We start from the raw sequence: 18689 nt of genomic DNA, 5'->3' as shown, positions 1-18689 counted from the left end.
GATACGGTCCCATTGCGTGTCGTTTAGAACGAGCCGATCCAGAACCCCCAAGGCTTCCTCCTAAAAGAAAGCCTTGAATCACGTTCCGTCTGATTTGAGAATCCCAAGAGTCCACACAGCCTAGAGCTTCATCTATTACACCGACGTGCAGCTCATTGCGTGTGGGCCGTCGATTTGCCTGCCATCGACTTCGCGACCTCGCGAACGCACGCGACGAATATCTCGGCAGCCGGGCTCAACGTGCGGTTCTTCAGCGTTACAATGGCCGCCGACACAGCCGACGCTCGCGGCAGCTTGACCGGAAGTCTCTTCAGCGACAGATCGCGGCCGCTGAACTGCACAATCGAGCTTGGAAGCAAGGTGACGAAGCTCCCGGTCGCAGCGAGCCTGCAGCAGAGGTGAAGCGACAGCGTCGTGACCGGCGTGCGAGGCACGCTCAATCCGCTTTCGCGAAACAGATCAGCCGTGGCTGAGCCTGGGAAGGTGTCCGGCGGCGGCAGGATCCAGGCTTCATCGGCAAGATCGGCCAGGCTGACCTTGGAACATCGCGCCCATTTGCTTCGCTGCCCGACAACCACGACCCGCGGGTCACTCAGCACAGGCTCCACCGCCAGATCTTCCTCGGCGAACGGCGTCGGGATCCAGCCCAGCAACAGATCGATGCTCCGCTCGCGCAGTTCGCTGTAACGCGTGGTGCCAAGCACCATCTGCGCGACATTCAGGCGGATGCCTGGATGGCGCCGCGTGAAGCGATCGATGACTGCTGGAAGCAGGCCAGCCGCAACGCTTTCCGAACTACCGATGCGGAGCTGTCCGATGGTTGGATCGGCAAGAAATTCGAGTTCTTCCAGCCCTTGCATCAGCTCGTCGAAAATCGCTGTGCCGCGCTTGACGAGGGCGCGCCCATACGGCGTGGGGTCGATGCCGTTGCGGCCGCGGTCGAGAAGCCGAAGCCCGAGTGCATGCTCCATGTCGGCGATCGCTCTCGAGACCGCAGGCTGAGAAATCGCCAATTCTGCCGCGGCCTTTGCCATGCTGCCCCGTTGCGCCACGACGAGCAGGATATGGAGATCGCGCAGCTTGATGCGGCGCCGGGCTCGCTCAATGGATTGCATGTCCGATCCTTATCAAAACAGTTATGAAACCCTCACATACTAGCATTGGACGGATATGCCCGCCTCAAGCATCCTCTCGACCCAGTCGTTTCAGACGCGGAGGATCCGATGGCCTGGATGGTGATGACGCGCCGCGAAATGCTGGCAATGTCAGGCGCCGGCATTGCTTTCTCCGCCGCCGGTCTCGTGCCGCACAGCATCGCCGAGCCGAGCCTGAAGACCGCGCATATACTGACGGGCTTCACGCCCGGGCTTCCCGATGCCGTGGCGAGGCTCGTTGCCGATCAGATGAAGGATTATGCGGCGTCGATCGTGGTCGAGACCCGGCCAGGTGCGAGCGGACGGGTCGCGGTGGAGGCCGTGAAGGCGGCCGCTCCCGATGGATCCGTCCTTCTGCTGGCGCCGCTTGGCTTCTTGACGCTGTTTCCTCACGTCTACAAGACGCTCAGATACGAGCCGCGTGATTTTATTCCGGTCTCGACCGTCGCCTCATTCCCGACATTGCTGACGGTGGGTCCGAAGGTGCCGCGCGAGGTAAAGACGCTGGCTGAATTCATCACATGGTGCCGCGCCAATCCGACGCAGGCGACCTACGGCACGGCGGGTGCTGGATCGACGCTGCACTTCACCGGGGCGATGCTGGGCCGCACTGCGCGGTTCGAGTATCTCCATGTGCCCTATCAAGGCAGGGCCGCGATACAGGATCTCGTGAAAGGCGAGATCGCCTCGGCCATCATGCCGCTCGGCAGTTCCGTTGGCCTGGTCCAGTCCGGAGAGCTTCGTGCGCTGGCGACCACCGGTCCACGCCGCAGCGCGTTTCTTCCCGATGTGCCCACGATGGCCGAAGCCGGTTATCCCTCGCTTCAGGACCTTACATGGTTTGGGTTTTTCGTGCCGGCAAAGACCCCGGCGGTAACAGTCGAAAGGCTCAATGGCTCGATCCAGGCGGCCTTGCGCACCGACGAGGTCAAAGCCGGCATGGCAAAACAGTTCGTCGAGATCGACGCAATTCCCCTCGCCGACTTCGCCCGGCTCATCACATCCGAATCCGAGCGCTGGAAAGCGATCGTGCAGGCAACCGAGTTCACGCCGACCGATTGAAGGTCTCAGCTACCCTCGGGCGTCGTCAGGGCTATCGCATATAACTGTTTGGAGGCTGTGGACGATGCGGGCCTCGTGGTTCTCCGAGCGATGCGCAGCATCGTCTCGAGACGCGCCGCAAGCGGCGCTCCTCACCATGAGGGTCTAAGATTCCACCGCGAAATCAGACCTCATCCTGAGGAGCCGCGCAGCGGCGTCTCGAAGGATGGGCCGCGAAGGGATCGCCCACCAAGTTCTATTTCATATGCCACAGCCCTGCGGGCGCCGCTGGTCTACGCTGCGACCACGCGCGGGCCCGGCTCGACGGCGTCCGATGGCTCGCACGGCTTCGTCAGCATCGTCACTTCCGAGAAGCCAACCGCGGCAAGCTGCTCGCGCATCAGGCGGCGGGCATCGTCGGCCATCGAGGCGTCCGGCACCACGACGGCGCGGGCGTGCGCCGTCAACAGATCGGCCGGCAGGTCGGAAGCCGTGCCGGCATCGAGCAGCACGTGGTCGTAGACGCTGAGCAGCGCGTCGATCGCGAGCGTCAGCCGCGGCGACTGCAGTTGCGCGCGATCGAATCCGGGGCGGCCGGCACTGACCAGATTGACCCGCGACAGCCGGTCGCGCGTGATGATCTCCGAAAAGGTCGCCTGTCCCTGCATCAATTCGGCAAGCCCTGGCGCGCCGGGATCGGTCGAGACCGCCGCTATCGTCGGCGACGCCGCGGCAAGGTCGACGACGGCGACCTTGGCTTCGCGCGCCATCAGCCGCGCCAGCGTCAGCGTGCTCAGCGCGATGCTCTCGCTCGGGGCCGTCCCCAGCACCGTAACCTTGCGTGCGTCGGCGCCAGCCCGGCGCAGCTTCTCGGCGAGCTCTTCGATTTCTCCGATGGCAGTGGCGGCTTCAGGCTGCGGCGCGATGGATGCGGCCTCGACCTCGGGCTCGGGCCCCGCTGCCGGCTCCAGCTCCGGTTCCCGCTCGTCGTCGCTCTCGACGGCGGCAGCGCGAACCGGCGCCCGCGCCGTTATCGGCGGCACGACCGGTGCCGCGGCTGCGCGCGGCGCGGTCATGCGCAAGAGCTCGCCAGTCACGACCAAGCCCGAAGAAAGCAACAGCGTCGCCAGCGTCGCGATCAGCACGATCGGCAGCTTCTTCGGATAGGCCGGCGTATTGGAGACCGACGCGCGCGAAATGATGCGGCCATCGGACGGTCCTGCGTCAATGTTCTCGCGCGTATTGGCTTCGCGATATTTCGCCAGATAGGACTCAAGCAGGTCGCGCTGCGCCTTGGCTTCGCGCTCCAGCGCGCGGAGCTGGACGTCCTGGCCGTTGTAGGACGATGCCTGCTTCTTCAATTGATCGAGGCTCGCGCTCAGCGCCTCGACGCGGCCACCGGCAACGCGCGCGTCATTGTCCAGCGTGCGGGAGATCTTGCCCGCCTCCTCGCGCAACTGCCGATCGAGATCGGCAAGCTGCGCCTTCAATTCCTTGATGCGCGGATGATTGTCGAGCAGCGTCGAGGATTGCTCGGCGAGCTGCGCGCGCAGCGTCACCCGCTGCTCGCTGAGGCGGCGGATCAGTTCGGAATTGAACACTTCGGAAGCTTCGATCGGCTTGCCGCTCTGCAGCATCTCGCGGATCAGCCGCGCCTTGGTCTCGGCATCGGCCTTCAGTGCACGCGCATTATTGAGCTGCGTGTTGAGCTCGCCCATCTGCTGGTTGGACAGCGAGGTATTGTTGGTGCCGACGAACAGGCTCGACTTGGAACGAAAGTCCTCGACGCGGGATTCGGCGTCCGCGACTTTCTTCCGCAAATTCTCGATCTCGCCGGCCAGCCACTGGCTCGCCGTTCTCGCCTGCTCCTGCCGCGCATTCTGCTGCAGCACCAGATAGCCTTCGGCGATCGAGTTGGCGACCCGCGCGGCAAGCTCGGGATCGCGCGACTGGAATTCGACGACGACGACGCGCGACTTGTCGACCGCATAAGCCTGGAGCCGGTCATAATAGGCTTCCAGCACGCGCTCTTCCGGCGTCAGCGAGAACGGGTCGCGCCCAATGCCGAACAGCGCCAGCAGCGATTTCAGCGGCGAGAAGCCCTGCAGCACCGGATCGAATTCCGGCCGCTCGGCAAGCTTGTTCTTCTTGATGATCTCGCGCGCGAGGTCGCGCGACAGCAGGAGCTGCACCTGGCTGGTGACGGCCTCCGGATCGACGACGTTGCGCTCTTCGTTGCGCTCGCCGCTCGGCCGCAGGAACACGTTCTCGCGGCCGTCGATCAGGATGCGCGCTTCCGACTTGTAGCGCGGCGTCACCATATTGACCGCGGCAAGCGACAGCGTGAACGCCAGCACCGTCGGCACGATGATCCAGCTCCGCTTGCGCATCAGCGCCCGACCGAGCGCAGGCAGGTCGAGATCGCCTACGGGCGACGGGGCAACGGTCGCAGCCGACGCGGGCTTTGCAAGCGCGCGCTGGACCACGGCCCTGTCCTTTCCTGCACGCCAGAACGCAAAACGCATTGTTCACTCCCGCGGGGACGCCACTCAATCTGCTTCGGCCGGCGCGATTACACTCCATTAAGGTTGCCGCTGGGTTAATCGGCCCGCTTGACGAACAGCATGACGCACACGCCCGCGCGTCACGCTTTGTTAACCATGGGCGTCCTTAATCGGCCGCGATATTTTGTCGGGATTCCCAGAATGCGCCGCCTGCGCGCCGCTGTCTTTCGCCTGCTTTCGATGCTTGCGCGCGGCGCCTCTGCCGGCGATCGCATATTCATTAGCGGGCGTGGGCTGTGACCATGGATTCCGACCAGCCGCTCCGCATCCTGCATGTCGTGCGCGCCCCTGTCGGCGGGATCTTTCGTCATATCCTCGACGTCGCCAACGGACAGATCGAGCGTGGCCATCACGTCGGCATCGTCACGGACAGCATCACCGGCGGCGAGCGCGCCGCCACCGCGCTTGCGGAAATCGAGCCGCGCCTGAAACTCGGCGTCCGCCGTGTGGCCATTCGCCGCGAGCCGCGGTTTGCCGATGCGATGGTCTGGGCGCAGATCGCCGGCCTGATATGGAAATGGAAGCCGGACGTGCTGCATGGCCACGGCGCCAAGGCCGGCGCTTACGTCCGCCTGCGGCCGCACTCCAAGCAGACGATTCGCGTCTACACGCCGCATGGCGGCTCGCTGCACTACCCGCTCGATACGCTGAAAGGCAATTTCTACAGCCGGCTCGAGCGCGCGCTGATGAACAGCACCGACCTGTTCCTGTTCGAAAGCGCCTTCGCACGCGACACCTATCAACGCACGGTCGGCACGCCGACCAGCGGCGTGGTGCGCTGCGTGTTCAACGGCGTGACCGCGGAAGAGTTCGATGCGATCGATCGCACTGATGATGCCACCGACATCGTCTATGTCGGCGAGTTCAGGCACATCAAGGGGGCGGACCTCTTGATCGACGCCGTGGCGAAACTGCGCGCCGAAGGCAAGCCGGTGACGCTGACGCTTGCCGGCGACGGCGAGGAGTCGGAGAAGCTGAAGGCACAGGTCAAACAGCTTGCGCTTGGCGATGCCGCGCGCTTCATCGGCCATGTCAAAGCGCGCTACGGGTTCTCGAAAGGCAAGCTGCTGGTCGTTCCCTCTCGCGGCGACTCCATGCCCTATGTCGTGATCGAGGCTGCGGCCGCGGGGATCCCGATGGTAGCCGCCAATGTCGGCGGCATCCCCGAGATCTTCGGCCCGCACACGGATGCGCTGTTTGCACCGAGCAATGCTGCTGCTATGGCGGAAGCGATCAGTCGCGCGCTCGACGATCCCGCCGCGACATTGGCGCGCGCAACGGCGCTGCGCGAGCGCATCTTTGCGCATTTCTCGCAGAAGGCGATGGTCGAGGGCGTGCTCGCCGGCTATCGCGACGCGTTTGCCAATCGTTAACCACAAGTTACCCACGTAACCGTTTGTTCCGATTTCTCCCCTAATCCCTGACGCGGGGCAATTCCGCAGCGGCCTTTGCACCCCTATCTGCGGCCGCAAGAGCATGATCCGGAAAAGTGGGCACCGGTTTTCCGAAAAGATCATGCTCAAACAACGGACGTAACGACGTGGAACCGATTAACGCACGCTCGATGCTGGACGCGACAGCGACCGCCGGTGGCGGCCGTCCGCCGGTCGAACGGCGCCGCCGGCTATCGCCCGCCGCGCTCACCATCACCAATGAAAGGGTCCGCGGCGCCTATTCGCCGGTTGTCATCACCGGCATCGTTCGCCTCGTCGATTTCATCCTGCTGAGCCTGGTCGGCGTCGCGCTTTACCTCTGGTACGTGATGCCGCTCTCCGGCTTCCGCTGGGAATATGTCGCGGCGATCCTTGCCATGACGATATCGGCGGTGGTCTGCTTCCAGGCTGCCGATATCTACGAAATCCAGATGTTCCGCGGACAGTTGCGGCAGACGACGCGCATGATCTCGTCCTGGGCGATCGTGTTCCTGCTGTTCATCGGCGTGTCGTTCCTGGTCAAGCTCGGCGGCGAGATCTCGCGGGTATGGCTGACGGCATTCTTCTTCGTGGGTCTTGCCGCCCTGATCGCCGAGCGGCTGATCCTGCGCGGCCTGGTGCGGCGCTGGGCGCGCGACGGCCGGCTCGACCGCCGCACCGTGATCGTCGGCGCCGACGAGAACGGCGAGCAGCTCGTCGAAGCGCTCAAGGCGCAGTCCGACACCGACATCCGCGTGCTCGGCGTGTTCGACGACCGCAACGATGATCGCGCGATGGATAGCTGCGCCGGCAGCCCGAAGCTCGGCAAGGTCGACGACATCGTCGAGTTTGCCCGCCGCACCCGCGTCGACCTCGTGCTGTTCGCGCTGCCGATCTCGGCCGAGACCCGCATCCTGCAAATGTTGAAGAAGCTCTGGGTGCTGCCGGTCGATATCCGCCTGTCGACGCACACCAACAAACTGCGTTTCCGTCCCCGCTCCTATTCCTATCTCGGGAAGGTGCCGACGCTCGACGTGTTCGAGGCCCCGATCACCGACTGGGACCTGGTGATGAAATGGCTGTTCGACCGGATCGTGGGCGGCCTGATCCTGCTCGCCGCGCTGCCGGTGATGGGGCTGGTGGCGCTCGCGGTGAAGCTTGACAGTCCGGGCCCGGTGCTGTTCCGCCAGAAGCGCTTCGGCTTCAACAACGAGCGGATCGACGTCTACAAGTTCCGCTCGCTCTATCATCATCAGGCCGATCCCACCGCCTCGAAGGTCGTCACCAAGGACGATCCGCGCGTCACCCGCGTCGGCCGCTTCATCCGCAAGAGCAGCCTCGACGAATTGCCGCAGCTCTTCAACGTCGTGCTGAAAGGTAATCTCTCCCTGGTCGGCCCGCGCCCGCATGCGGTGCAGGGCAAATTGCAGAACCGCCTGTTCGATGAAGCCGTCGACGGTTATTTCGCCCGCCACCGCGTCAAGCCCGGCATCACCGGCTGGGCCCAGATCAACGGCTGGCGCGGTGAGGTCGACACCGACGAGAAGATCCAGAAGCGCGTCGAGTTCGACCTTTATTACATCGAGAACTGGTCGGTGCTGTTCGACCTCTACATCCTCCTGAAGACGCCGTTCTCGCTGCTGACCAAGAACGAGAACGCGTATTGAGGGCCGTCGGTTTGGTTGCGTGAGTTCGCAATGGCGTATGCGACGACAGCCGAGAGTTCATTTCCGCAAGCCGCGCCCGGCGTGCTGGCGCTGCAGCGCGCGATGGTGTGGCTGGCGGGCGCCTCCGGCGCGATCGTCTTCATCGAGCCGAGCCCCTACGAATTGGTCACGCTGACGGCGGTCATCATCTTCTTCGCCACCGGCCTGCGAATGCGGCTTGCCATCATGCCGCTGCTCATGATGCTCGTCGCGCTCAATGTCGGCTACAGCATCGGCGCCATCCCGGTCCTCGACAGGCCGGAGATCGCGACCTGGATCGCGACATCCTGGTACATGGCGGTCACCGTGGTGTTCTTCGCCATGGTTACTTCCGAAGATACCGAGGCGCGCCTCGATATGCTCCGGCGCGGCCTGGTCGTCGGCGGGATGATCGCGTCGCTCGCGGCGATCGGCGGCTATTTCCACCTCGTGCCCGGCGGCTACGACCTCCTGACCCTGTATGAGCGCGCGCGCGGCACCTTCAAGGACCCGAACGTGCTCGGCGCCTTCCTGATCCTGCCGGCGCTGTTCTCATTGCAAAGCGTCGTCTCCGCCCCTCCCGCCAAGGCTTTCCGCAACACCATCGCCTTCGGCATCATGTCGCTCGCGATCCTGCTCGCGTTCTCGCGCGCGGCCTGGGGCGGCCTCGTCATCACCGCGGCCTTCATGCTGGCGTCGATGGTCTTGACCAGCCGCTCGCAGACGGAACGCTCGCGCATCATCGTGATGGCGCTCGTGGCCATCGTCCTCGCGGTCGCGCTGGTCGCGATCCTGTTGTCGTTCGACTCGACCGCGCAGATGTTCAAGCAGCGCGCGAGCTTCGACCAGAGCTATGACGAAGGACGCTTCGGCCGGTTCGGGCGCCACATCCTTGGTGCCGAGATGGCGCTCGATCTGCCCTTCGGCATCGGGCCGCTGCAGTTCCGCAACTACTTCCCCGAAGACACCCACAATTCCTACCTGAACGCGTTCATGTCAGGCGGCTGGATCTCCGGCCTCGTCTATCCGGCGCTGGTCTTCGTTACCGTGATGACGGGCTTCCGCTATGTCTTCCTGCCCGTACCCTGGCAGCGGACTTATCTGGCAATCTTCTCGGCTTTCCTCGGCACCGTCGGCGAGAGCTTCATCATCGACACCGATCACTGGCGGCACTTCTGGATGATGCTTGGGGCGATGTGGGGCATGTATGTCGCTGCGGCGCACTACCGTCCCGCTATCGAGCCGGCACTCACCGCCGAGGCGGACGCCCGCGCTTCTTAGCCGGCTTCTCCTCGGGCGTATCGAGCAGCCCCTTGAGCTTCTCGGTCGCTTCCAGCACGGACTTGTAGCCCTCGTTGGCGAAGCGCAGCAGCAATTGCAGCTCAGCTTCCGAATAGGTGCTCCAGAGCCGGTGCATCGCCTCCTGCATCGGCAGGTAGTAGCGCCCAATCCTGGCAGCGTTCTCGGGCACAGTGACGATATAGACCTTGCGGCGATCGGTCTCATCACGCTCGCGGCGCACGAAGCCGGCTCTCTCCAGCCGGTCGACCACGCCCGTGATGGCGCCGGTGGTGAGCCCGGTGACCTCCGCAAGCCGGCCCGCCGTTACGCGGCCTTCGAGATTGAGGAAGTCGAGGCATTCGAGGTCGGAACCGGAAATTCCCGCCACATTGGCAACGGCTTGCCCGTACAGCACGCCCTGTGCGGAGGACCGCCGCATTGCCTCCTCCAGTTCCTGCATCAACGCCGCGCGCGGCTTCAACCTTGACAAGGCCTCTCCCATCTCTTAGTAAACATATATCTTATAAACTAAGACAATTAATTACTCACATTTCCTAACGCACGCAACCGAACGGAGCAAGCCATGCCGCGCCGTCCCCGCAAGGCCCTGATCATTGGCGGCGGCATCGCCGGCCCTGTCGCTGCGATCTTCCTCAAGCGTGCCGGCTATGACGTCGAAGTCTACGAGGGCTGGCCGCATTCGAGCGGCATCGGCGGCGGCCTGCAGATCGCGCCGAACGGCATGCAGGTGATGGCCGAACTCGGCCTCGCCGACGAACTGATCCGTCAGGGCTCGATCGCCGAATCCTTCGATTTTTATTCGCAATCGGGCCGGAAGCTCGGCTCGATCAACCGCGACATGGAGAAGCGCTTCGGGCAGCCGGCGGTGAATCTGCGTCGCGCCACACTGCAGGCGATCCTCTTCAACAAGGCCTGGTGCTCGAACGCCGAGCTCTATTTCGAGAAGCGCCTGGTCAAGATCATCGACCGCCCCGACCAGCCGATCGTCGCCTATTTCGCCGACGGCACGACCGCCGAGGGCGATTTCCTGATCGGCGCCGACGGCGTGCACTCGAGGGTGCGGCGCCATGTGGTGCCGGACGGGCCTGAGCCGTTCGACACCGGGCTGATCGGTTTCGGCGGCTTCGTGCCTCGTTCGGTGCTCGAAGGCAGATCGATCGGCGGGCGCGTCGAGACCACGTTCGGCCAAAGCGGCTTCTTCGGTTACGGCTTCTGCAGCGCCGATCCCGCCGACGGCGTGATGTGGTGGAGCACGCAGCCCTCGCACGGTGTCGACGCCGCCACGTTCCGTGCCATGGATCAGCCGGCGTTGAAGCAGCATTTAAGCGACTTCCATCAAGGGTGGCACGATCCGATCCCGCGCATCATCGAGGCCGCCGACAACATGGTGGTGACCGACACGCTCGATGTGGCAAGCTTGCCGACCTGGTCGCGCAAGCGCTCGCTCCTCATCGGCGACGCCGCGCATGCCACCAGCCCGCATGCCGGCCAGGGCGCTTCGCTGGCGCTGGAAGACGCGATGCGGCTCGGCAAGCTTATGCTCGACGGACAGGAACTCGGCCTCACCTTCCAGAATTTCGAGCACGAGCGCCGCCCGCGCGCGGAAAAAATCGTCGCGATCGCCCGCCGCAACGGCAACAGCAAGCGCGAATTCAGCGCCGCGGGCGCGTGGGTTCGTGATCAAGTGCTGAGTTTGCTGCTACCGGTGACGTCACGATGCATGGATTTCATGTACGTCTATGATCCGCGGGCGGCGTAGCTCGTAGGGTGGGCAAAGCGAAGCGTGCCACCTTTCTTGCACCGATCGTGGATGGTGGGCACGCTTCGCTTTGCCCACCCTACGATTCGCGGCTTCTACTTCTCCACCGCGAACGTCAGGCCGGCGTGATCGACCAGCCGCTTGATGAGCTTGTCCTTCATCGCAGCGCCCGGCGTCCAGATGCCGGCCGGAACGTCCGGCGCATCGCGCAACAGACAGATCGCGCATTCCGAGATCATCTTCGCTGTCGATCCATAGCCGGGATCGCGGTCGCCCTTCACCGACGCCCGCACCTGGCGGCCGTCCGGCACAATCGCCACGTAGAGGAGATCGTAGCGGCCGTTCTCGCGTTCTTCCTGCGAAGGCCCCTCACCCGGCTTTGGCGCGTTCGGACCGGTCTTCTCGGCGTTCGCGGCCATCACCAGCTTGGCGTTGGCTTCGCCTTTCTCACCGGCACCGGTCAGCACCATCTCGTCGTAGATGAATTCCTTGCCGTAGGGGAAACCCATCAGCATGTTCGAGCGATGGACGTTGCGCGTGTTGATCAGCGCCATCATGAACGGCGCCGCCCATGACTGCAGGTCTTCCTCGTAGGCCGGCCTGTTGCCTTGCGGTTGTTTGGGGCCTTTGAATCCGGGCGTCAGCGCAAAGGGATCCTTCAGAATGGCCACGAGGCTAAGATCCTTGGCAACAGCATCGAAGGTCGCCTTGGCGCTTGCCGCGGTGCCGCCCGAGAGCGTGCCGCTAAGGTCGCGCACGCGGCCCTTGACGCGCGATGCCGGCGTGCCGAACACGCGTTTCGCCTCCTCCTGTACGAAGAACGCGCCGAGCTCGAACGGCACGGAATCGAAGCCGCAGGAAAACACGATGCGCGCACCGCTCGCCTTCGCCGCAGCCTCGTGCTTGTCGATGATCTGCCGCATCCAGATCGGCTCACCGCAGAGATCGAAATAATCGACACCCGCCTCCACGCAAGCTGCGACTAGGTCGTTGCCATAGAGCTGATACGGGCCGACCGTGCTGATCACGGATTTGGTCTGACCAACCATGGCTTTCAGCGACGCGACGTCGCTTGAATCGGCGACGATCAGCGGCGTGTCCGCAGGCGCGCCAATGGCGTCGCGCACCGCAGCGAGCTTGTCCTTGCTGCGCCCGGACATCGCCCATTTCAGGCCGTCGCCCTTGTAATGCTCAGCGAGATATTCGGCGACGAGCTGGCCGGTGAAGCCGGTTGCGCCATAAACGACGATGTCGAACTTCGACAACATAGGATGACTTTCCCTGAAACGAACGATTGCCCCTTCTTGTCATTGCGAGCCAAGCGAAGCAATCCATTTCACCGCTTGTGGGGACATGGAAGGCTTCGTCGCTGGCGTTCCTCGCAATGACGGCAGGAGTTCCTATTTCTTCGCATACGACACGCCCATGCCGGCACGTACGTCGGCCTGGATGCCGTAGGGCGCGATCGGATAGCGCAGGCCGTTCTTGGCGAGCTGTTTCATGCCGGCAATCGCCTTGGCGAGATCGGCCGGCGGCAGCGCCATCAGCATCTCCTCATCAGGCACGCCGCCATAGCGCCGCTCGGCAAAGCAAGGCAGCGACAGCGACGGCTCGCGCGTCTTCAGCGCCCGCCCCCAGGAATCCGCACAGGCGGTTTCGCCTACCACGCCCCATTCGAACTTCTTGTAGCCAGTATATTGCAGGCCGTTGATCAGGATGATCATCTGCCCCGGCGTCGCATAAACGAGGCAGATGTCAGGCGGATTGAGCCGGCCGCTCGCAAGCGGGCTTGCCACGAACGCCTTGTACTGGCCATAGGGCACCACATCCAGCGCCTCCTGGCGCCTGCGCGCATCTTCCGCCGTGCCGTGCCAGACGCCGACATAGGATTCGCCCGCCAGCCATTTCTCGTCCTGTGGCGCCAGCCCGATCACGGCGCGGCATTGCGCGCCGACGAGATCGTCGGCAGTGACGCCGACCGTCCAGCCGAGCCGCGAGGCCATGCTCACGATCTGGTCCGTGGTATGGACCGCGGTCGGGCGCCGGATCTTCGGGATCGCCATCATGTCCTCGACCCGCTCGAACAGCTTCAGGCCGATCACGGTCGTCTTCAGCCTGAGCAGGCTGTTGAGATCGGCCACCATGGTGGCCGGATCGAATTGTTCGGGCGGTGTCTGCTGTTGCATGGCGTAAGCTCCCGGCTTGTTTTGCCCGATCTTAGCCCGATCGACAGCCGGTTGCGACCCACGTTCCAGGGCGTCACGACGGCGGATAGACCAGTGATGCGCCGTCCTTGCGCGCCGCGGCGGTCATTCTGGCAATTTCAGCGCGCGCCGGTCCCATCAAGTGGAAGACATCTCGTCCATGGTGGAGAAGGTAATCGGCGACGAACCGTCGATGGCAACGCCACCAGACGGCTTCCGAACACATGATCGCGCACCTCCGCTCCAAACTCAATTGCTCCAGTTGCGACAACCCCTTGCGAAACTCGTCAGAGAGCGCGTAGTCCGCATAGTTGTGGAAGCTCTGGTTGATCCAGAAGCCATTGACTTCGGGTGGCACCGCTTTCGATTTTGGTCGTCGGCCGCCGAGTTCCTCGATCCAGATATAGCCGATCTGCCAAACCGAAAGCGCCTCAGGCAGCTTGTCGATATTGAACTGCGGGTTGGTTCGTGACCGCGGGAAGCTACGGATGTCGACGACCATCCCGATCGAACCGACGTTCAAGAGCTCGACGAATTCGGCGATGCTGCGCGTCGCGTGACCGACCGTGTAGATGGGATTGATTTCGATCGGCATCATGCAAATGGAGCGGATGGCGTTGCTTCACACGATGAAGATAGAGCGCTAAAATGCGTTTGGTAGTGGCTGTACGTCTGTCCGGACAAGGAGGCTGCGGATGGCTGAACGATTCAAGGTCGGCGATCGAGTCCGGTGGAACTCGGAAGCCGGGCATGTCAGCGGCACGATCATCCGGGTTCACATCAAGGATTTCAACTACAAAGGCCATACGCATCACGCTAGCCCGGAATCACCGCAGTACGAGATCAAGAGCAGCAAGACAGACCATATTGCCGCTCATAAGGGAGAGGCCCTTACCAAGCTGTCTGAGTAGGCGGCTTAACCTTGCGCTTATAATCTTGGCCCAGACGCCCGCTCGTCGGAAGCGAACGAAGCGATCGTAACAAGTGTGTAAGGACCGAAGTCATCCGGCAGGTCGCGCCGCGGCGCCCCGGATCGCAAGACCCAGAAGATAGCATTGAGGACACGACGTCGTTCACCCCTGGCACGCCGCGTAGCTTGTTCGGCGGCAGCGGCTTGAGTCTATTCATGGCCTAATTTGACATGTGTGCACTTGTGGACATACGCGAGACTTAAGCAGTAGTACGCCTTTAGCCATCACCGCACGGTCCTGTGGCATTTATCGGTGATGAGAACGCCCGTTGCGCTCCCGCCCCTCCCGGAACCGAGGAGCCGCCATGCAGCAGCGACGCCGTTTCAAACAAACTACATCTTTAGATCAGCGCTTGATCGACGAGGCTCAGCGCTTGCGAAAAGAGGCGCGAGGCACCCCGCACGGCGTCCAGCGCGAACGGCTTATCCGAAGAGCTCGTCAGGCCGAAACCGCCGCGCACATAAACGAGTGGCTCCGGTCACCCGGACTGAGGGCACCCACATAACCCATCCAGTCAGCTGTACGCCTGCACCATCGAGGACGAAAACCACATCCGGATCGTTGAGATCATCTGCGATGATGACGACGCGACCAAACCTCATGCGAAGCAGTTAGTGAGTGGACGCTATAGAGCTATGGCAGGAGGCGCACAACGAGTGGGCTGACTGTTGTCACCTGGACGTGCGGATCGGCACCGTTTTTGATCTCTGGGCGCGCTAGCTCAACGTTCGTTGGTCGGCGTTGCTACTAGATCTAAGTTCATGCGGGAAAATCCCTTAGTCGCGTTAGGAACGCTACACCGCAAGGCCTGTTGTTGTCTTTTCAGAAATGACCGTTGTGGTCGACCATTCTCTTGGAGCGTCAGATGAGTAACCGTAAACGAGCGATAGCGTCAAAGCCCGCCCGCGGCCCTAGAAAAGCCGCACGGGCCCAACGGAAAAAGCAGGCTATTGTTAGAAGCCCGAAAGACAACCTTCTGCACTCTGATGCCGCAGGCTCGACTGAACCGCCCAAGCTTCATGACGATTCAAAACAAAAGGCTCTCACCGTTGAGAATCGGGTGGCTACCTTACAAGATGCCTTCCATCAGACGATTAGGGACAAGAATCCAAAGGAAGGATTTGATCTTTCTTTAGTGACGGCAAACCTGCAGGCTTATCAAGCGCAGCTTCTGGAAATGGCACAAGCCAACATGCAATTTGCTTTTGAATTCGGCCAGAGGCTTGTGACGATCAGGTCACCATTCGAATTTTTCGCCGTCATTGCAGAATTTACAAGCAAGCAAATCGACATATTCCGGAAGTATTCGAAGGAGATGGCTGCGTATCCATTTTTGGGGCACGCGACCCCTTAGTGGTCGTGCGCACCGGCCGTGAGTCGTAGGGCGGGAGCGAATCCGTCAGGTCCCGGTTGTTCCGCCGATTCGAAGTACCCCGCCAGCGCGGACCATCGAAGGGTTGACCCGATGTCCAACGGAGACCGTGCTGCTGATCGTTTTGGCCGGACCTGTCGTTCTGATCCTCGGCAACATCGCGTTTAAGCAGACCGGCCGTACTCTCTTCTTCCGACACCAATCTCTTCTTCCGACACCAATCTCGCAGCTTGAGTGGACGAAGTCGGCTGCGCGTTCCGCTGGTTTACCGGTCGACTTCTTCCATAACGAACTGCGGCAGGACGCCTGCTCTGCACTGCACCCGCAGCGATAATAGCGGCCCAGTAGGGCTCCATTGGAAGGAACACGCGAAAAGTTCCTGCACCGGGGGTAGGATAATCAGGTTGCTGGGGAGAAACTATTTCAGTTTCTGAGCAGCGCTTTAACATTGATCACGGGCGAGCTGTTAAAGCTCGTGCTGGTAGAGCGTCTATTCAGTCTCACCCGAGACAAGTTAATGAAGATCCCGGCATTTGCCTGGGCCTATGCGAGGTTCCAGCAAGCCAAAGCGTGGTTAGAAGCCACGGAGGCTTGGCGAACCATACGGTCCTTGAGCAGGGCGGCCCGCAAGTACGCTGCACGTATGAAAGCAACGATATGGTGCCACTTCGCCACTTTTGAGGGCGATAGAAATCGGAGCTGAATCCCTGGGCCACAGCTCCACGACTTGTCCGCCTAATCCGCAGTTTTGGACCGGAGCTCGCGCGGACGATCACAGCCGGGCGATCACGTCCCTTGTGATCGTCGCGTGGTGGTTCTGATCGCCCTCGCACTTCTCTCAGCACCGTAAGGCTGCCCTGGTCGGTGGCCTTTTTCACATGTACGGCACCAGTTAACGTCTCCTATTGTGAAGAGTTTCGGATGCCGGCCGCTTGAGAGAGAGCGCGAAGAGTTTCGGATGCCGGCCGCTTGAGAGAGAGCGCCGCGTATTCGGCGGCCGGCGTCCGAAACCCGTCACACAAGCGGACGTCAAACAACCGTACTCCGGGGGTACTCAGTTTATGAGTACACGACCTAGCTAGCGGACTGGCCCCGGCAGCAACGTGTCGGTTCGGCCGACCGCGCGATAGGCGATCAGGCCCATCCATTCGCGCACCGCAAGATCGGTCCGTGACAATCCATCGAGTGCGGTGTTGGTGAACCAGAAGACGTCGTTGCCGGTCCCGACCCGCCAGTCGACGGGATAGGGCTCGACCGGAAATCCCACTTTCCGAAACAGCCCAATCGATCGCGGCATGTGAAATGCTGAAGTGACCAGTAGCCAGCGCTCGCCCGGTTTCGGGGCCACCAGCGCCTTGGAGAATTCGGCGTTCTCCCACGTGTTGCGCGATTGCCGTTCCATGGTCAGCCGCGATTTCGCGATGCCGAGGCCTTCGAATATCTCCGCCACGTAATCAGCTTCCTTGGCGTCATTGGAAATCAGGTTGGCGTTGCCGCCGGAAAACACGACACGGGCATTCGGATATTTTCGCGCGAGCGCGGCCGTGGCGATGATGCGATCGGCCGCGTTACGCACAATCGGCGTATTATGTGACGCCGAAACGTCGGAATCGACCGGGCCGCCAAGCACGATGATGCCATCGGGCGCGCCCTCCGCGGGATTCCACGGCGGAAAGCGCGCCTCGAGCGGATAGAGCAACAGGTTTCCAAGCGGCGAGAACCCGGCCACGACAAGCAGCACCATCACCGCGACCAAAAGCTTGCGGCCAAGCGCGGCAAACCGCGTCGCGAGCAGGATGGCCCCGAGCACGCCGATGCCAATCAGGAAATTGCCCGGCAGCAGCATGACGCCGAGCGTCTTCGACAGCACAAAAAACACCCGCGGTGGCCTCCGATCCGATCAACGGACAGCGCCATAGCACAAACCGACCGGCATTCCATCTCGCGCGGATACGCATGGTGCTGATCCGCTTCATGGCCGCGGCATCGGCTCATACAATAATTTCCGCCGGAAGTGATCCGGCAACGATTGATCTGACTGCAAAAGCCCATTCTAAATGCGATGCGCGTCACACGTTACATGCTCGCCCGAGAAATCCCATGACACACCATCATCTCCCTGCGAGCCCCGAGACCTGCCACTGGGGCTTCTTCGAAGCAAAACTCAAGCCGGTGCTCGCGATCAAGAGCGGCGACGAGGTCACCATCGACACCGTCAGCGGCGGCCCCGACGTGGTGCCCGACCGGACCAAATTTCACATTCCGCCGGAGCTTGCGGACATCCATGCGAGGTCCGAGCGGATGCTGCCGGGCCACATCCTCACCGGCCCGATCGCGGTCGAGGGCGCCGAGCCCGGCGATGTGCTGGAGGTCGATATCCTTGACGTCGGGCTGCGGCAGGATTGGGGCTACAACCTGATCAAGCCTCTCTCCGGCACCCTGCCCGATGATTTCCACGAGCCGCGCATCCTCAACATCCCGCTTGACCGCGAGCGCATGGTCGGCCGCCTGCCCTGGGGATTGGAGCTGCCGCTGAAACCGTTCTTCGGCGTGATGGGCGTGGCGCCGCCGCCGGCCTGGGGCCGCATCACCTCGCTGATCCCGCGCGCGATGGGCGGCAATCTCGACAACAAGGAGCTCGGACCGGGCGCCAAGCTCTATTTGCCGGTGTTCGTGCCCGGCGCGCTGTTCTCGTGCGGCGACGGCCATGGTGTACAGGGCGACGGCGAGGTCTGCGTCACCGCGATCGAGACCGCGCTGCAGGGCCGCTTCAAATTGACGCTGCGCAAGGACCTGCGGCTCAACTATCCCCGCGCCGAGACCGCCGATCACTACATGACGATGGCGATGGATTCCGACCTCGACCAATGCGTGGTGCGCGCGCTGCGCGACATGATCGCGCTGCTCGGAGAGAAGCGGAATCTGTCGCGCGAGGATGCGTACACGCTGTGTAGCCTCGCCGCCGATCTGCGGGTCACGCAGACCGTCAACGGTGCCAAAGGTATCCACTGCATGATCGCAAAGGCGGTCGCGCACGGCTGACCTGCCGCGGTCATTCCGGGGCGCACGAAAGTGCGAGCCCGGAATCGCCGGCGTGCTCTGTTTCGTGACCGCGAGATCTCCGGGTTCGATGCTAGGCTTCGCCCGGGAATGACCGATTGCCGCACTTGTGCTTCGCAAGCTGCGCTCGATACAATCGACCCGATACAATCGAATAACGAAAAC

The 18689-nt window shown here is 62.6% G+C and carries 16 protein-coding genes and 1 pseudogene; 9 read left to right on the top strand and 8 right to left on the bottom strand.

What is annotated here, in order from left to right; translation table 11 throughout:
- Positions 1–152 precede the first annotated feature (152 nt).
- On the bottom strand, positions 153–1115 hold the full coding sequence (locus ACZIRK_RS41190; RefSeq protein ID WP_130228802.1) for a LysR family transcriptional regulator: 963 nt from the start codon (positions 1113–1115) through the stop codon (positions 153–155).
- Between the two features lie 108 nt (positions 1116–1223).
- On the opposite strand from ACZIRK_RS41190, the gene ACZIRK_RS41185 reads away from it, so the two are divergent.
- The gene (locus tag ACZIRK_RS41185) at positions 1224–2216 is read left to right on the top strand and encodes a Bug family tripartite tricarboxylate transporter substrate binding protein (RefSeq protein WP_130228801.1); all 993 of its coding nucleotides are present in this window, start codon (positions 1224–1226) and stop codon (positions 2214–2216) included.
- 272 nt (positions 2217–2488) lie between these two features.
- Here the strand turns inward: ACZIRK_RS41185 and ACZIRK_RS41180 are convergent, their stop codons facing one another.
- A complete protein-coding gene (locus tag ACZIRK_RS41180) occupies positions 2489–4720 on the bottom strand; it encodes a GumC family protein (protein WP_474419498.1) in 2232 nt (743 codons plus the stop codon).
- Positions 4721–5001: 281 nt separating this feature from the next.
- On the opposite strand from ACZIRK_RS41180, the gene ACZIRK_RS41175 reads away from it, so the two are divergent.
- From ACZIRK_RS41175 to ACZIRK_RS41165, 3 genes are all read left to right on the top strand, one after another.
- Positions 5002–6132: a glycosyltransferase family 4 protein gene (locus ACZIRK_RS41175; protein ID WP_130228422.1), complete on the top strand. Its 1131-nt coding sequence runs from the start codon at positions 5002–5004 to the stop codon at positions 6130–6132.
- A gap of 167 nt (positions 6133–6299) precedes the next feature.
- Entirely contained in the window at positions 6300–7838 is a 1539-nt protein-coding gene (locus ACZIRK_RS41170; protein WP_165435420.1) for an undecaprenyl-phosphate glucose phosphotransferase, read from the top strand.
- 30 nt (positions 7839–7868) lie between these two features.
- Positions 7869–9137: an O-antigen ligase family protein gene (locus ACZIRK_RS41165; protein ID WP_130228421.1), complete on the top strand. Its 1269-nt coding sequence runs from the start codon at positions 7869–7871 to the stop codon at positions 9135–9137.
- On the opposite strand, the gene ACZIRK_RS41160 is transcribed toward ACZIRK_RS41165, so the two are convergent.
- On the bottom strand, positions 9106–9597 hold the full coding sequence (locus tag ACZIRK_RS41160; protein WP_245474924.1) for a MarR family winged helix-turn-helix transcriptional regulator: 492 nt from the start codon (positions 9595–9597) through the stop codon (positions 9106–9108). The genes ACZIRK_RS41165 and ACZIRK_RS41160 overlap by 32 nt on opposite strands.
- Positions 9598–9720: 123 nt before the next feature.
- Between ACZIRK_RS41160 and ACZIRK_RS41155 the strand changes: the two genes are divergently transcribed.
- Complete coding sequence (locus tag ACZIRK_RS41155) at positions 9721–10917, top strand: FAD-dependent oxidoreductase (RefSeq protein WP_130228419.1); 1197 nt, start codon at positions 9721–9723, stop codon at positions 10915–10917.
- Between the two features lie 95 nt (positions 10918–11012).
- Here ACZIRK_RS41155 and ACZIRK_RS41150 read toward each other — a convergent pair whose 3' ends face one another.
- The 3 genes from ACZIRK_RS41150 to ACZIRK_RS41140 all read right to left on the bottom strand — a co-directional run bounded on the left by ACZIRK_RS41150 (position 11013) and on the right by ACZIRK_RS41140 (position 13716).
- Positions 11013–12185: a saccharopine dehydrogenase family protein gene (locus ACZIRK_RS41150; protein ID WP_130228418.1), complete on the bottom strand. Its 1173-nt coding sequence runs from the start codon at positions 12183–12185 to the stop codon at positions 11013–11015.
- A gap of 132 nt (positions 12186–12317) precedes the next feature.
- A complete protein-coding gene (locus ACZIRK_RS41145; RefSeq protein ID WP_130228417.1) occupies positions 12318–13103 on the bottom strand; it encodes a DUF169 domain-containing protein in 786 nt (261 codons plus the stop codon).
- Positions 13104–13176: 73 nt separating this feature from the next.
- Positions 13177–13716 (bottom strand): DUF488 domain-containing protein, encoded by a 540-nt coding sequence (locus ACZIRK_RS41140; protein WP_130228425.1) that lies wholly within the window; start codon positions 13714–13716, stop codon positions 13177–13179.
- Positions 13717–13816: 100 nt separating this feature from the next.
- On the opposite strand from ACZIRK_RS41140, the gene ACZIRK_RS41135 reads away from it, so the two are divergent.
- Positions 13817–14032, top strand: coding sequence for a hypervirulence associated TUDOR domain-containing protein (locus ACZIRK_RS41135; RefSeq protein ID WP_130228416.1), 216 nt, complete (start codon positions 13817–13819; stop codon positions 14030–14032).
- Positions 14033–14044: 12 nt separating this feature from the next.
- Here the strand turns inward: ACZIRK_RS41135 and ACZIRK_RS41130 are convergent.
- A pseudogene (locus tag ACZIRK_RS41130) lies at positions 14045–14249 on the bottom strand (transposase); the annotation flags it as partial.
- Between the two features lie 708 nt (positions 14250–14957).
- Between ACZIRK_RS41130 and ACZIRK_RS41125 the strand changes: the two are divergent.
- Positions 14958–15446 carry a phasin family protein gene (locus ACZIRK_RS41125; protein WP_130228414.1) on the top strand — a complete coding sequence of 163 codons (489 nt, stop codon included), beginning with the start codon at positions 14958–14960 and terminating at the stop codon, positions 15444–15446.
- A gap of 127 nt (positions 15447–15573) precedes the next feature.
- Positions 15574–15798: a hypothetical protein gene (locus tag ACZIRK_RS41120; RefSeq protein ID WP_130228413.1), complete on the top strand. Its 225-nt coding sequence runs from the start codon at positions 15574–15576 to the stop codon at positions 15796–15798.
- A gap of 744 nt (positions 15799–16542) precedes the next feature.
- On the opposite strand, the gene ACZIRK_RS41115 is transcribed toward ACZIRK_RS41120, so the two are convergent.
- Positions 16543–17343, bottom strand: coding sequence for a YdcF family protein (locus ACZIRK_RS41115; protein WP_130228412.1), 801 nt, complete (start codon positions 17341–17343; stop codon positions 16543–16545).
- A 221-nt stretch (positions 17344–17564) separates the two neighbouring features.
- Here ACZIRK_RS41115 and ACZIRK_RS41110 point away from each other — a divergent pair, with 221 nt between their 5' ends.
- Entirely contained in the window at positions 17565–18506 is a 942-nt protein-coding gene (locus ACZIRK_RS41110) for an acetamidase/formamidase family protein (protein ID WP_130228411.1), read from the top strand.
- Positions 18507–18689 lie beyond the last annotated feature (183 nt).

Source organism: Bradyrhizobium sp. Leo114, from assembly GCF_055229415.2.
This window is presented reverse-complemented; position numbering and strand designations above follow the sequence as displayed.